This is a genomic window from Acinetobacter brisouii (assembly GCF_008993995.1).
GTDB classification, from domain to species: domain Bacteria; phylum Pseudomonadota; class Gammaproteobacteria; order Pseudomonadales; family Moraxellaceae; genus Acinetobacter; species Acinetobacter brisouii_A.
In genome coordinates, this window is sequence record NZ_BKNN01000020.1 from 1 (window position 1) to 14100 (window position 14100).

The 14100-nt window shown below is 38.5% G+C and carries 12 protein-coding genes and 2 pseudogenes; 10 read left to right on the forward strand and 4 right to left on the reverse strand.

The window, feature by feature from the left end:
- Positions 1 to 185: pseudogene (locus tag GBN19_RS15905) on the forward strand (IS4 family transposase); the annotation flags it as partial.
- 128 nt (positions 186 to 313) lie between these two features.
- Here the strand turns inward: GBN19_RS15905 and GBN19_RS07035 are convergent.
- Together GBN19_RS07035 and map are read right to left on the reverse strand one after the other, a co-directional pair.
- The gene (locus GBN19_RS07035; protein WP_151777637.1) at positions 314 to 1201 is read right to left on the reverse strand and encodes an alpha/beta hydrolase; all 888 of its coding nucleotides are present in this window, start codon (positions 1199 to 1201) and stop codon (positions 314 to 316) included.
- A 17-nt stretch (positions 1202 to 1218) separates the two neighbouring features.
- Complete coding sequence (gene map, locus GBN19_RS07040) at positions 1219 to 2013, reverse strand: type I methionyl aminopeptidase (protein ID WP_151710462.1); 795 nt, start codon at positions 2011 to 2013, stop codon at positions 1219 to 1221.
- A 352-nt stretch (positions 2014 to 2365) separates the two neighbouring features.
- Between map and brnQ the strand changes: the two genes are divergently transcribed.
- From brnQ to GBN19_RS07055, 3 genes and pseudogenes are all read left to right on the forward strand, one after another.
- Positions 2366 to 3676 carry a branched-chain amino acid transport system II carrier protein gene (gene brnQ / locus GBN19_RS07045; protein WP_151710893.1) on the forward strand — a complete coding sequence of 437 codons (1311 nt, stop codon included), beginning with the start codon at positions 2366 to 2368 and terminating at the stop codon, positions 3674 to 3676.
- Between the two features lie 272 nt (positions 3677 to 3948).
- A complete protein-coding gene (locus GBN19_RS07050; protein WP_375707862.1) occupies positions 3949 to 4155 on the forward strand; it encodes a hypothetical protein in 207 nt (68 codons plus the stop codon).
- A gap of 203 nt (positions 4156 to 4358) precedes the next feature.
- Positions 4359 to 4559 (forward strand): annotated as a pseudogene (locus tag GBN19_RS07055) (hypothetical protein); the annotation flags it as partial.
- Between the two features lie 51 nt (positions 4560 to 4610).
- On the opposite strand, the gene GBN19_RS07060 reads toward GBN19_RS07055, so the two are convergent.
- Positions 4611 to 5072: a hypothetical protein gene (locus GBN19_RS07060; protein WP_151710890.1), complete on the reverse strand. Its 462-nt coding sequence runs from the start codon at positions 5070 to 5072 to the stop codon at positions 4611 to 4613.
- Between the two features lie 109 nt (positions 5073 to 5181).
- On the opposite strand from GBN19_RS07060, the gene GBN19_RS07065 reads away from it, so the two are divergent.
- From GBN19_RS07065 to dapC, 5 genes are all read left to right on the forward strand, one after another.
- Complete coding sequence (locus tag GBN19_RS07065; RefSeq protein ID WP_151710889.1) at positions 5182 to 5904, forward strand: AzlC family ABC transporter permease; 723 nt, start codon at positions 5182 to 5184, stop codon at positions 5902 to 5904.
- The gene (ygaH, locus tag GBN19_RS07070) at positions 5901 to 6248 is read left to right on the forward strand and encodes an L-valine transporter subunit YgaH (protein WP_151710888.1); all 348 of its coding nucleotides are present in this window, start codon (positions 5901 to 5903) and stop codon (positions 6246 to 6248) included. Before GBN19_RS07065 ends, ygaH begins: the two co-directional genes overlap by 4 nt.
- Before the next feature lie 117 nt (positions 6249 to 6365).
- Entirely contained in the window at positions 6366 to 7574 is a 1209-nt protein-coding gene (purT, locus tag GBN19_RS07075) for a formate-dependent phosphoribosylglycinamide formyltransferase (RefSeq protein ID WP_151777638.1), read from the forward strand.
- Between the two features lie 29 nt (positions 7575 to 7603).
- The gene (gene glnD / locus GBN19_RS07080) at positions 7604 to 10270 is read left to right on the forward strand and encodes a [protein-PII] uridylyltransferase (protein ID WP_151710886.1); all 2667 of its coding nucleotides are present in this window, start codon (positions 7604 to 7606) and stop codon (positions 10268 to 10270) included.
- A gap of 17 nt (positions 10271 to 10287) precedes the next feature.
- A complete protein-coding gene (gene dapC / locus GBN19_RS07085; RefSeq protein WP_151777639.1) occupies positions 10288 to 11457 on the forward strand; it encodes a succinyldiaminopimelate transaminase in 1170 nt (389 codons plus the stop codon).
- A 79-nt stretch (positions 11458 to 11536) separates the two neighbouring features.
- On the opposite strand, the gene GBN19_RS07090 is transcribed toward dapC, so the two are convergent.
- Positions 11537 to 12430, reverse strand: a complete 894-nt coding sequence (locus tag GBN19_RS07090; RefSeq protein WP_151777640.1) for a LysR substrate-binding domain-containing protein — start codon at positions 12428 to 12430, stop codon at positions 11537 to 11539.
- A gap of 182 nt (positions 12431 to 12612) precedes the next feature.
- On the opposite strand from GBN19_RS07090, the gene GBN19_RS07095 reads away from it, so the two are divergent.
- Positions 12613 to 14028: an aspartate ammonia-lyase gene (locus GBN19_RS07095; protein WP_151777641.1), complete on the forward strand. Its 1416-nt coding sequence runs from the start codon at positions 12613 to 12615 to the stop codon at positions 14026 to 14028.
- Positions 14029 to 14100 lie beyond the last annotated feature (72 nt).

Sequence of the window (14100 nt, forward strand, 5' to 3'; positions counted from 1 at the left end):
TGAGTATTATCAATATATTGAGGCATACGCCTTTAGAGTCGGCAGGTAATTTGCCTAGACATTTAGAGCATTTATTAGAAAGTTCAAAAATGTATGTATTACCTGAAAAAAGGCATAGGCTGTGTCCAAGAGTAGTTAAAGCAAAACCTGCAAAATATCCAAAGAAAAAATGCCAATCAGCTTAACTGACTGGCATTACAGATTTTTCTGTGTTTTTTTATGTATGTTGTTTTTGCTTGTGGGTTAATTTTTATATTTACTTAGGCTATTTATGGTAGGAAGAAAACTACATTATCGGCCTATATTTAGAAAGTTAAATTTGCTGCTGCTTTAAAAATTGAAGCTGGACTTTGATCGCTTGCTCAAAGAAATGACTTTCTCTATTGACCACTGCAAAATGATCCATCGGATACTCAACAAATTGAAGATCAGAAATTTTATTTGCTGCCTTTCGTGTCGCACGAATCGGAATTAATTGATCATGTTGAGCCGCAATCATCAATGTTGGACACTTGATTTTTTGAGCAATATGCGTAGGTCGATAGGTATTTATTTCCAATAATATTCTTGCTGGAACTTTATTTTCCCAAGTTGAATCTGTCGGCACACTTTGCATAAAAGCATCATAACAACCCTCTCCTGCTAGGCAGCAAACATGCTGTTTTGAAATCACAGGAATATAAATTGTTTGACCTGAACGAGATGCCCAAAGGTCTTTTAGTGCTAATTTTAGCGCTTGAGGAAAGAATTTTTTAGGATAATCCAATGCACTCGCCAAGCCATCAATATGTGGAACACATGCAATAATGGCTCTAATCTTTGGTATTTTTGCGGCAAGTGTCATGACATGCCCACCACTAAAAGAAATACCCCATAAAAAAAGCTGTTGCTGATTGACATGCGACCAAGTATTGACTTGCTGAATCACATTTTCCCAGTCCTGCAAATGTCTTTTTGGAGAAACCCATTGTCGTGGCTCGCCTGTACTATCTGCAAAACTACGATAATCGAATAAGACCACTGCATAACCCTGCTCAGCAAAACGGCTTGCTACATCGGGTAAACTAAATTTTCGCTCACAAGCAAAGCCATTTGCCATAATAATCACAGGTGGAAGATCGACTTGCTTCGGCATATAAATATCGGCAGCTAGTTGTTCACCACAACTTGAAAAGTGAGCAGATTCAATTTGATATTGCATGGTCTTTTGACTCAAAATTAAATTTTAGGGTAAGTTCCAGTCCCTTCAGGCCACGGTGTTAATAATTCAAAACCATGATCTGTGACAGCAATCATATGTTCCCATTGTGCAGACAGTGAATGATCTTTCGTGATCACCGTCCAGCCATCAGAGAGTTCTTGGACTTGGGGTTTACCCATGTTGACCATTGGCTCAATTGTAAACACCATCCCTTTTTTTAATTTCATGCCCTGCCCTTTTTGTCCATAGTGCAGCACATTGGGCTGTTCATGATAAACACGACCAATTCCATGTCCACAGTATTCACGAACGATACTATAGCCTTCTTTTTCAGCAACTGTTTGAATTGCATGCCCAATATCACCTAGTGTTGCATCTGGATGAACAGCATGAATTCCCGCAACCATTGCTGCATAAGTAGTTTCAATCAATTTTTTAGCTTGAGGTGCAGCTTGACCGACATAATACATGCGGCTGGTATCGCCATAAAATCCATCTTTAATAATAGCAACATCAATATTGATGATATCGCCTTCTTTTAAAATGACTTTTGCAGAAGGAATGCCATGACAAACAACCTCGTTTGGAGAAATACAAGTCGTTTTGGTATAACCATAATATCCAACATTGGCAGGAATCACTTTTAAAGTATTGACAATGTAGTCATTACATAAATTGTCTAAATATTCTGTACTCACCCCAGGACGTACATGTTCACCAATCATGGCTAACACTTCTGCGGCAAGCCGTCCTGAAATTCTTAATTTTTCAATTTCTTGTTCAGTTTTAATTACGACTTTGTTGGCACGCATAGCTATTTGTCCTTATTTCATTGCAATGATGAAAATAAAACGTAGATTTACTTAGGCTATTTCATTAGAAATAATATTAGAAAATAATCCTCATTGTATAAAACTGAAAGCTTTTAAATGAAAATTATACTTTTTATTATTTTTAAAATACTAATAAATAACAATTTTATTTTTAAATAATTCAAAAAAATTATTTTAATAATTTTATTTTAAAACTATTAAGCTGAGAAGCGATACTTTAAAAACTAAATTAATTAAAAATAATCATGCTTTATTTGGAAGCATGAGGATTTTAAAAAAAATATTTTTGCACTAGAATCTACCGCTTTGTTTCAACATCCTCCCGTTTTTTATGAATAAGCTCAATATACGAGATATTATTGCTTTAGGTTTTATGACCTTTGCGCTCTTTATTGGTGCAGGAAATATTATTTTCCCTCCCATTGTCGCACAACAAGCTGGTGAACATGTTTGGCTCGCAGCCATTGGTTTCTTGATTACTGCTGTGGGGTTGCCCGTTTTAACAATCATGGCACTTTCTCGTGTCGAAGGATCTATTGAAACGCTTAGCGCGCCTTTAGGTCGTTTTTCAAGTTTACTGCTCACTATCGTTTGTTATTTAGCGGTTGGCCCTCTTTTTGCAACGCCTCGTACAGCAACCGTTTCTTATGAAATTGGTTTTTCTCCTTATTTTGGTGATTCATCTTCGCATCTATTTATTTATAGCTGTATTTATTTCACCATTGTGGGAATTATTTCACTGTATCCAAACAAGTTGCTTGATACGATTGGACATGTTCTTGCACCACTTAAAATTGTAGCTCTAGCAATCTTATGTATTGCAACACTGGTATTCCCTATTTTGGTGACACCACCAGCAGTCCATAATTATATTCAGCAGCCTGTTTCTGAGGGTTTGGTCAATGGTTATTTGACCATGGATACTTTAGGCGCATTGGTGTTCGGTATTGTGATCGTGCAAGCCATTCATTCACGTGGTGTTTCTGACAAGAAACTCATTATGCGTTATGCAATCATTGCAAGCTTAATGGCAGGTGTTGGTTTAACCATCTTATATCTCTGCTTATTCCGTCTTGGATTGCAAAGTTATGCCTTTATGACGACTGCCACCAATGGTGCAGAAATTTTACATGCCTATGTACAACATACTTTTGGTGATTTAGGTTCGCTGTTCTTGACGATCTTAATTTTCCTTGCATGTACAGTTACCGCAATTGGCTTAACATGTTCATGTGCTGAATATTTTCATGAATTAACCAAAGTTTCTTATAAACTTTTAGTGTTTATTTTGGTTATTTTTGCATTGATCATTTCAAATCTTGGTTTAACTAAACTGATTGCGTTCTCTGTGCCTGTATTAACCGCAATTTATCCCCCTGCAATTGTGGTGATTATTTTGAGTTTCTTCTGGAAATTCTTTAATCGTCCATCGTTAATTGTCATGCCTGTGACCATCATCGCATTAATCTTTGGAATTTTTGAAGGTTTAAAAGCATCAAGTTTAAGTCATTTAGTGCCAAGCTTTTTGTCACAATTACCCTTAGATGCACAAAATTTGGCATGGTTAATTCCTTCGGTTGCTATTTTTGTGCTGTTTTTTGTGATTGATAAATTCCTTGGATTGGCTCAGCGTCAAAACTAAAGAAATTTAAATTTCAAAAACTTAAGATTTTTTTGAAAATGTCTGATCAATTCAGGCATTTTTTTTGCTTATTTATTTACTGTAGTTTACAGAAGATCGCTGTGAACTCACATAATGTGACTCAGCTATAACTTACAGGTGTTTTTGTCATATTAGTTTAACAAAAAACTGCTAGCAGCTATTGAACTGAGATGAAAATCAAAGTAAAACAGTATGAATTGATAAAAACAAATGTGTTTGTCGTGACCGACAGGAGGTGTGAAATGATTTCAATGAACAAGCTAATCATTAACAACGCAGTAAAACATAACCCACAATTTCTGACGTATTGTTTTACAACACTCGCACTGATGTTAACGCTTACTTTTCAGGGAGCAATTACAGGAAACTTGAAACCTGCATACTTTTTTTATGCATTAGTCGTATCACTGGCATTTGCAGTGTGGGCGGTCATCGATCATAAATTTCGTAAAGAATAAGCTTTGATAAAAACTGGACTTGATCCAGTTTTTTTATGTCTGAATCAAATTTAACTTAAAATAAACTTAAAATTTAAGCATAAAGTCTCAAATTAAAATAATTTAATTAAAAATCCACATTCAATACATTATTCAATCTATAAAGTTCAGTATCATCGCAACTAGGTAATTTTGCCTAGATTGCTGATAAAAAAGGCTTGATGATGAAAAAAATTCTAACTTCTGCAGTTGCTTTAACTTTTGCTGTTTTAAGTGCGAATGCGATGGCTTGCCCTAAAGGTACAACACTACAAGGTGGTACTGGTCCTAAACATAAAGGTGGCAAATGTGTAGTCGTAAAAAAAGCGACTCCAACTAAAGCTCAAGAGAAAAAAGCAGCTCCTGCTCAAAATAAGCATAAAGCCTAATTTATGTTATAAAAAAAGCGGTTATGCCGCTTTTTTTATGTTTAATGTTTAACTTGCAGGCGTATTGCCTAAACTAGGATGATCAATCGCATTTTTACATAATGCTTTATCACGACTGTATTCTGCATAAGCATCTTGAATAGCAGAATCCTGATTCAGTGTAGCTGTTGCCCAAGAGTCTAAACTGGTTAACGCTTTTCGGCACAATGCATACTGACCTTCTGTCACCGAATCTGTCATTTTCACATTGACTCGCCACTGAATGCCTAATTCACGCAATGGTTTACGAACTTCTGGTTCAATTTTCGTAAGTTGCTTTTCTGCAACAATTGGTTCAACCTGATTAATTAATACCCATGCCTTTTGTGCATAAAGTGTTGCATCATTGGTCAATTTTGGTGCGGGCTTAATTTCCACTTTCTTTTCAGAAGAAGATCGATCACAACCTTGCAAACCCAAACATAAACACGCCGTTAAGATATAAACGACTTGATGTTTTTTCAACAACATAAGGTTGCCTCATTCAAATATTTCAGCGCTGATCTGCGTGATTTCATTTACAATAGCATTTCGTGAATTTTAGTCGATATTTTGGTGCAATGCACCCAAACTAAAAAATATGTCCCAATCTCATGCTAATTTCTGGCACGGCGTCAAAGATAGCCAAGCCATTATGTTGACTTATTTACCTGTTTCTTTTGCTTTTGGAGTTTCAGCTTCTAAGTTTGGCTTCTCTGCTTTTGAGGCTTTATTTCTGTCTTGTACCATGTATGCAGGTGCAAGTCAGTTTTTGGTGGTTGCATTATTGGCAAGTGGATCTTCGATTTGGCTTGCAGCGATTACCGTCATTGCGCTCGATATTCGGCATGTCTTGTATGGCCCTGCGCTCTATCACCTCATTCAACAAAAGCTCAATCTGAAAAAAACGGCGATTTGGGGTTGGGGGCTGACCGATGAAGTCTTCGCTCGTGGCATGATTCAACTGTCCCAACGCCGCCAAGATTGGAGTGAGTCATGGATGTTGGGTCTAAGCCTATCAAGCTGGTTTTCTTGGGCGCTCGGAAGTTTTTTAGGTGGCTTATTTGCCAATCAAATGCACCTTCTTCCCAAGTTCATTCAAGCTTCTCTCGATTTCTTGCTTCCTGCCTTATTTTTAAGTTTCTTGCTCGCTGCTTTTGAAAAACGTCACAGCTTAGTGGTTGGAGTGACCTTGGTGGTTGCGGGCTTATCCTGCTATTTCATTAATCTCTCAGCAGCGATTTTCTTAGGTATTTTAGCAGGTATTGGCGCTGGGCTATTTAAACACTACATCTTAAAACAACAGGATGAACATCATTTATGAATTTATCCATTATTTTAATTGGAATTATTGTTGGCATTGCCAACTTTAGTTCGCGCTTTATGCCGTTATGGTTTATTCAAAAACGCCATCAAAATCAGCAGAAACGTGGAGCAATCTGGCTACGAATTGCGCTGAGCTGTATTGGAATTTCTGCGATTAGTGCAATGTTAATGGTTGCTACATTACCGCCACTGATGGCAACACCCAATAAAATCCTTGCAATGAGTTTAGGCTTTATCACACTTACCGTTTTGTATTTAAAAACTCGGCGTATGGTTTTGGCAACTTTACTCGCTGCACTGATTTATGGCGTAAGTTACACGTATTTCCCTGTTATACTGTAAATAAATAGTTTCCATTTACTTATTTTTTAATAAAATTTGATTTTTACTTTAATACAGGCATGACAGTTATCCCAGTTCTGTTATGCTAAAAGTCCACCTGAACAAGGATGAATTTGCATGCACGTTTCTATCGGTACTCCTCTTCAATCTTCAGCATTTAAGGTCTTACTTTTAGGCGCTGGTGAACTGGGTAAAGAAGTCGTCATTTCTTTGCAACGCCTTGGTGTCGAAGTTCATGCCGCTGACCGATATGACCACGCACCAGCAATGCAAGTTGCACACTTTTCTTACACACTCAATATGGCAGATGCCAACGAATTAAATGCTTTAATTGATCAAGTACAACCGCATTTAATCGTTCCTGAAATTGAAGCAATTGCCACTGAGGTTTTAGTTGCGATTGAACAAAAACAACAAACTACGATTATTCCTTCAGCAAAAGCTGTTAATTTGACCATGAACCGTGAAGGTATTCGCCGTTTAGCTGCGGAAGAACTTGGTCTAGCGACATCGACCTACCGTTTTGCCGATTCTTTAGAGAGTTTCCGCGCCGCTTGTGATGATATTGGCTATCCAAATTTTGTAAAACCTGTCATGTCATCTTCAGGTAAAGGTCAGTCTCGCGTAAAAAGCTTTGCTGAGGTTGATGCTGCTTGGGAATACGCCATGCAGGCAGGTCGAGTCAATCAAGGTAAAGTGATTGTTGAATCACAAATTGATTTTGACTTCGAGATTACCCTTTTGACGGTTCGCGCTAAAAATCCAACAACAGGTGCAATCGAAACACACTTCTGTGATCCAATTGGTCATCGTCAAGATGCGGGTGACTATGTTGAAAGCTGGCAGCCACAACCCATGTCTGCTGCTGCACTCGAAAGCTCTCAACATATTGCGGATAAAGTCACAACTGCTTTAGGTGGCTGTGGTATTTTCGGGGTTGAGCTATTTGTTAAAGGCGATCAGGTTTGGTTCAGTGAAGTTTCACCTCGTCCACATGATACAGGTTTAGTCACTTTAGCTTCTCAATTCCAAAGTGAATTTGAGCTACATGCCCGTGCAATTTTAGGCTTGCCTGTCAATACAGCGCGCCATAGCGTAGCAGCAAGCGCTGTCATTTACGCAGGAGTTGATGATACAAACTTATCATTTACCCACTTAGAACAAGCCCTAACGCAACCAAATACAGATTTGCGTCTGTTTGGTAAACCTGAGGGCTTTAAACGCCGTCGTATGGGGGTTGTGACTGCACGTGCAGAAACCACAGATCAAGCTCGTGATATTGCTCAGCATGCAGCTCAAAGCGTGACTGTGCAACAAAACCACTAAAACAAACTTGACACATAGGCCAAAAAACCATGATTGAAACCTTGCCCCTGTTGGATTATGTGAAAGATGATCAAGACATTCGCGCTATTAATCAATGGCGCAATGATGTTGAACAGCAACTTGAACAGTATTTTAAGGAAGGCTATAGCATTCGCCAAATTGTGCTTGCACGGTCAAACACAATTGATGAAGCGCTGACCTTTTTATGGAAATATGCAGGCTTAGAGCAAAGTGAACTGAGTCTTTTTGCTGTTGGTGGTTATGGTCGCCGTGAAATGCTGCCTTATTCTGATGTTGACATCATGATTTTGTCAGAACATGACCTCACCGAAAATCTTGAAAAACAAGTATCTAGTTTTATTGCATCTCTATGGGATGTCGGTAATTTTAAACCAGGGGTAAGTGTTCGTACCATTGCAAGCTGTATTGACCAAGCACGTCAAGATTTAACCATTGCCACAACACTTATCGAAGCGCGGATGTTGATCGGTAATGTACAACTCAACAAATGGCCTCGCCGAATTGTGGCAGAAACGTGGACAGATCAGACTTTTTTTGATGCCAAAATGCAGGAGCAAGCCAAACGCCATGCTCAGCACAACAATACTGAAAGCAATTTAGAACCCGATATTAAAAATGCGCCCGGTGGCATCCGTGATATGAACCAAATTGGCTGGATTGCAAAACGCCACTTTCGGGTCAATCGTGTCTATGACTTGGTACATTTGGGCTTTATTTCAGAGTTTGAACTGAAAGTTTTAGAAGAAGCGGAAAGTTTTTACTGGGAAATTCGCCATCATTTGCACCGTTTAACCAAACGCGATGAAAACCGTTTGTTATTTGACTATCAACGTGAGATTGCTGCCAAATTTGGCTATGAGCGAGAAGAAGGAAAATCACCAAATTATCCAATAGAACAATTCATGAAGCGTTATTATCGGGCTGCACAGCAAGTTTCAACGCTCAATGAAATTTTATTGGCTTACTTTAATGAATCGGTGATTACGCCAAGATTACCTGAATATGAGCGTGAAATCGTACAGATTAATGCCCATTTTAAACTGGTCGATCATAAAATTGCGGTTCAACACCATAAAGTTTTTGCGGAAAATCCAAGTGCCATTTTAGAAATATTCTATTTATTGGCTACTCGTCCCGAAATTGAAGGCATCCGTGCCCGTACCTTACGTTTATTAAATCTTGCAGCCAAAGGGATTGATCAGAATTTCCGTGAAACGCCTGAGCATCAAGCGCTGTTTATGGATATTATCCGCACTTCTGGGCGTTTGTATGAAACGCTTTCGGCAATGAAACGCTACGGTATTTTAGGTAATTATCTTCCAGCATTTGGGCAAATCATGGGGCTGATGCAATATGACTTGTTCCATATTTACACAGTCGACCAACATACTTTATTGCTGTTACGCAATCTCAGCCGTTTTAAAGAACCTGAATTTGCCAAGCTATTTCCTGTAGTGAGTTCAGTCTATCAGCGCTTACAACGCCGTGATATCGTCATAATTGCTGCTTTATTTCATGATATTGCCAAAGGTCGTGGCGGCGATCATAGTGAACTGGGCGCTGAAGATGCGATTGAGTTTTGTCGTATGCATGGATTTACTGAACGTGAAGGTAAGCTGATCGCATGGCTCATTCAAAATCACCTACTCATGTCGCTTACAGCACAGAAAAAAGATATTTCAGATCCGAAAGTCATTAAAGACTTTGCTGAAAAACTCGGTGACATGGAGCATTTAGATTATCTTTATACACTGACGGTTGCCGACATTAATGCAACCAATCCAAACTTATGGAATACATGGCGCTCATCGTTGATGCGTCAACTGTATACACAAGCGCGTGATGTGATTCGTCTTGGACTAGATCGTCCTGTTGACTATCAAATGCTGATCGAAGACACCAAATTTGCTGCAAGTGAACTTTTAGTCAATGAATTTTCTTTGGCAGATGTCGAACAAGTCTGGCAAGAACTCGGCGATGATTACTTTTTGAAAGAATTTGCCGAAGATATTGCATGGCATACCCGTGCCATTTTAGAACATGGCGATAATCCTGCACCATTGGTCAAGCTGCGCGCACACCGTAAGTCTGCACCAGATGCCGTACAAATTTTTATTTATACGCAAGATAAGCCTAACCTGTTTGCAACAACGGTCGCTATTCTTGACCGTATGAATCTTGATGTTCAAGATGCACGAATCATTACCGCGACCAAAGCCTTCAGCTTAGACACGTATATTGTACTGGATCGTTTTGGAACTCTGCTCACCGACCCAGAACGTGAAGAAACCGTAAAACAAGCGTTGGTTCAGGCACTCAGCCATTCAGACAAATATCCAGGTCTGATGCAACGACGCATTCCACGTCAATTGCGTCACTTCGATATTGAAAATACGGTTGATATTAGTTTAAACCCAGCACTCAATCAAAATATGGTCGAAATTTCAACGCTTGACCAACCCGGTTTACTCGCTCGTGTCGGTGGCTTATTTATGATGCAGGGCTTGGACATTCACTCTGCGAAAATTGCCACTTTGGGCGAACGTGCAGAAGATATTTTCTTTGTTACAAAGAAAAATAATATCCCAATGTCAGATACAGAAGCTTCAACCTTAGCACAACAACTCAAAGCGGCTTTAGATGAAGCCTCTAACCAAGTGATTGTGCAACATTAATTTTGGTAGTTAACCCAATGAATTCGAGTTTATCTCTTTTAAAGCCTTACCCTTTTGAAAAGCTGAATCGTCTTTTTCAGGACATTCAGCCTGCTGATTTACCCCTGATTCCGCTCTCAATTGGTGAACCAAAGCATCCTGCTCCAGAGTTTGTTAAACAAGCAATTATCGACAACTTTGCACATTTGTCGACTTATCCAAACAGTAAAGGCGTTCCTGAATTACGTCATAGCATTGCAAATTGGTTAACTCAACGTTTTAATCTTCAGCAAATCAGTGCTGAACATGAGATTTTACCTGTTTCAGGCACTCGTGAAGCGCTGTTCAGTTTTGTACAAGCTTTGGTTTGCCGTGAAGATGCGCCTTATGTGGTCATGCCAAACCCGTTCTATCAGATTTATGAAGGTGCAGCCATCCTTGCAGGGGCAAAACCCTACTTCATTAACTGTACAGAAGAAAATGGCTATTTAGGCGATTTCGATGCTGTTCCTGCTGAAGTTTGGGAAAAAACCGCTTTATTGTTTGTATGCACACCAGGCAATCCAACAGGAGCGGTACTTTCTAAAGAGAAATTTAAGCAACTGATTGCACTTTCAGATCAATATGGTTTCGTAATTGCATCTGATGAATGCTATTCAGAGTTATGGTTTGATCAAGCGCCAACGGGTTTACTCGAAGTTTGTGCCGAAATCGGTCGTCATGACTATAAAAACTGTGTCGTTTTCCATTCATTGTCTAAACGCTCTAACTTACCAGGCATGCGCTCAGGTTTTGTCGCAGGCGATGCAAACTTGCTCAAGCCGTATTTGCAATACCGTACTTATCATGGTGCGGCAATGCCTGTGCAACATCAAATCGCGTCGATCTCAGCTTGGAATGATGAACAACACGTTGAAGAAAACCGCCGACTTTATCGTGCCAAATTTGAATTATTCCAATCTGAACTTGGACATTTACTCCCATTACAAAAACCTGATGCAGGGTTTTATTACTGGTTAAAAGTCGATAATGACGAGCAATTTGCACGTATGCTCATGGAAAAAGTCCATATTAAAGTTTTACCAGGTCGCTATTTATCTCGTGAAACTGAACAAGGTAATCCAGGTGAAAATCATGTGCGTATGGCACTCGTTGCAGATATTGCACAATGTGAACAAGTGATTGAACGTTTAAAACGAATTCTTTAAGTTTTAAACGATTAAAAAAAGGTGCTGATTGTGAATGTATCAGCACCTTTTTTTATTAGAAATTTTTCATCAATTTCTATTATTTTTTGAGTCGTTTAAAATGTTCAAAAACAAATTGGGTAAGTGGATTATTATTAAGTTTACTTTTGTAAATAAAAATACTTTGATTGACTGCATATTTTGAAGCAGACAATTCAGTTAATTTATTTTGAGTCAACTCATCCATAATGGTAATACTTGGCAACCAAGCCACGCCAACCCCTTGCAACACCAACTGTTTTAAATTTTCTGCATTATCAGTCTCATACAAAATATGACAATCCAAATTATTGGCTTGAATCACCTGATCAACCAAGTTTCTTAAATAAGCATTTTTGCTATAAGTTAATAATGGAAAATGTTGATTTAAATCATATCTCTTATTTTTAATCGCATTTTTTGCATAAACGGGAATAATCGCTGTTTCCCCAATTCGTACTGAAGATAAACTATCAGCTTTTCCCTGATTCATTTCATGCTTAGACGCATAAGAAACTAAAAAATCGATTTTCCCTTCTTTTAAAAGTTTTAATCCTTCGCCTGTATTAATCGCCATAATTTCGAATTTAATGGCTTGATTATCGACAGGTATAGAACCTAAATAATCTGCAAAAAAACTGTTCACAAGAGAATGAACAACTGCAAATCTCAAGGTATTATCTTTGGTGTTTTTTATCTCATAAATAAGCTGCATACTTTCATTGAGTTGCGCTTGTAACGTATTTGCCGTAGATAATAAAACCTGTCCTAATTCTGTAAAATTCACTTCCTTGTTATTTCGATCAATAATCGAAAAACCTACAGTTTCTTCGAGATGCTGTAGCCTTCGACTAAACGCAGATTGTGAAATATATCTTTTCTGTGCAGCTTTTGAAATTGAACGTTCCTGATCTAAGGTAATCAGATCAAGAGCCCAACGAATTTCAAGATTCATAGATCACTTTGATTGGTGGTTTGACTAAAGCGCTGAATTATACGCACACCTTATGCGGAAAATACATATCGATTTTTTGATCTTTTATATGCAAAAAATGCATATCTCAAGAATTTTATGCATTATCAATTTGGCTTTTTTGTTCTTATGATTTGGCTATCTCCTCTTGATTGTTACCCAATATGAATACTAATGTTTCAGTTCGCTCAGAAAAAGATCTTTTAGGCTATCGTGATATTCCTAACCAATTTTACTTTGGTGTTCAGACACTTAGAGCTATTGAAAACTTTAACTTAACACACAGCAAAATTAGTAATCATCCAAATTTTATTATTGCTCTTGCAATGGTTAAACAAGCTTGTGCTCAAGCGAACCACAAACTTGGTCAACTTAGCGAAGAAAAATATCAAGCGATTGAGTTTGCATGCAAACAGTTAATTAACGGTCATTACCACGACCAATTCCCAGTTGATATGCTTCAAGGCGGCGCTGGTACATCAACCAACATGAACGCGAACGAAGTGATTGCAAACGTTGCTTTAGAGCACATGGGCTTTGCCAAAGGTGAATACAAAAATCTTCACCCAAACAACGATGTCAACATGTCACAATCAACCAATGACGTTTACCCAACAGCAATTCGTGTTGGTTTATTGTTAAGTTTGAAAGGCTTACAAACTGCATTTGCAACTTTGATTCAAGCATTCTCAAACAAAGCGGTTGAATTTAAAGATGTCTTGAAAATGGGTCGTACTCAGTTACAAGATGCTGTACCAATGACTTTGGGGCAAGAATTTGCTGCGTTTGCAACAACTTTGCAAAAAGACCTCGACAAAATCAATGCGATTGCACCTGACATGTTGGGTTATGTCAACCTTGGTGGTACAGCAATTGGTACAGGTATTAACACTGAAGCGGCTTATGCACCTTATGCAATTTCTGCATTGGCTGAAATTACCAAAGAAAATATCCAAGCTGCGCCTGACTTTATTGAAGCAACGTCAGACATGGGTGACTTCGTTTTATTCTCTGGTTTGCTTAAACGCACTGCGACTAAATTGTCAAAAATTTCAAATGACTTACGTTTACTTTCAAGTGGCCCACGTACTGGTTTAGGTGAAATCAACCTTGAACCACGCCAACCAGGCAGCTCAATCATGCCAGGTAAAGTGAACCCAGTTATTCCTGAAGCTGTTAACTTGGCTTCTTTCCAAGTTATGGCAAACGATTTGGCTGTGACTTTGGCGGCAGATGCAGGTCAGCTTCAACTTAACGCAATGGAACCATTAATTGCATTCAAATTGTTTGAATCAATTGATTTACTTGCTAAAGCAATGTTGATGTTTACTGATAAATGTATCAACACCGTAACTGCAAACCCTGAGCATTGCAAAAACTTAGTCGAAAACTCAATCGGGATCGTGACCGCATTGAACCCGTACTTAGGTTATGAAAATACAACACGTATTGCAAAAACTGCAAACGTTGAAAACCGCAATGTGTTGGATTTGATTCGTGCAGAAAACTTGTTATCTGAAGAACAACTTTCTGAAATCCTTGCAATTGAAAACATGATTCAACCTAAAGCTTCTGCGTAACTCTCCCGCGCTTTACAGGTCAATCACCTGAGTGTGATTGACCTTTTTTTATTTTAAATCGGCACATTTTTC

Excerpts from the sequence above, each read along its gene's own strand:
- GBN19_RS07095 (WP_151777641.1), top strand. The coding sequence starts at position 12,613 with ATGAATACTAATGTTTCAGTTCGCTCAGAAAAAGATCTTTTAGGCTAT.
- dapC (WP_151777639.1), top strand. The coding sequence starts at position 10,288 with ATGAATTCGAGTTTATCTCTTTTAAAGCCTTACCCTTTTGAAAAGCTG.
- ygaH (WP_151710888.1), top strand. The coding sequence starts at position 5,901 with ATGAATTTATCCATTATTTTAATTGGAATTATTGTTGGCATTGCCAAC.
- GBN19_RS07035 (WP_151777637.1), bottom strand. The coding sequence starts at position 1,201 with ATGCAATATCAAATTGAATCTGCTCACTTTTCAAGTTGTGGTGAACAA.
- GBN19_RS07050 (WP_375707862.1), top strand. The coding sequence starts at position 3,949 with ATGAACAAGCTAATCATTAACAACGCAGTAAAACATAACCCACAATTT.
- purT (WP_151777638.1), top strand. The coding sequence starts at position 6,366 with ATGCACGTTTCTATCGGTACTCCTCTTCAATCTTCAGCATTTAAGGTC.
- glnD (WP_151710886.1), top strand. The coding sequence starts at position 7,604 with ATGATTGAAACCTTGCCCCTGTTGGATTATGTGAAAGATGATCAAGAC.
- map (WP_151710462.1), bottom strand. The coding sequence starts at position 2,013 with ATGCGTGCCAACAAAGTCGTAATTAAAACTGAACAAGAAATTGAAAAA.
- GBN19_RS07090 (WP_151777640.1), bottom strand. The coding sequence starts at position 12,430 with ATGAATCTTGAAATTCGTTGGGCTCTTGATCTGATTACCTTAGATCAG.
- brnQ (WP_151710893.1), top strand. The coding sequence starts at position 2,366 with ATGAATAAGCTCAATATACGAGATATTATTGCTTTAGGTTTTATGACC.
- GBN19_RS07060 (WP_151710890.1), bottom strand. The coding sequence starts at position 5,072 with ATGTTGTTGAAAAAACATCAAGTCGTTTATATCTTAACGGCGTGTTTA.
- GBN19_RS07065 (WP_151710889.1), top strand. The coding sequence starts at position 5,182 with ATGTCCCAATCTCATGCTAATTTCTGGCACGGCGTCAAAGATAGCCAA.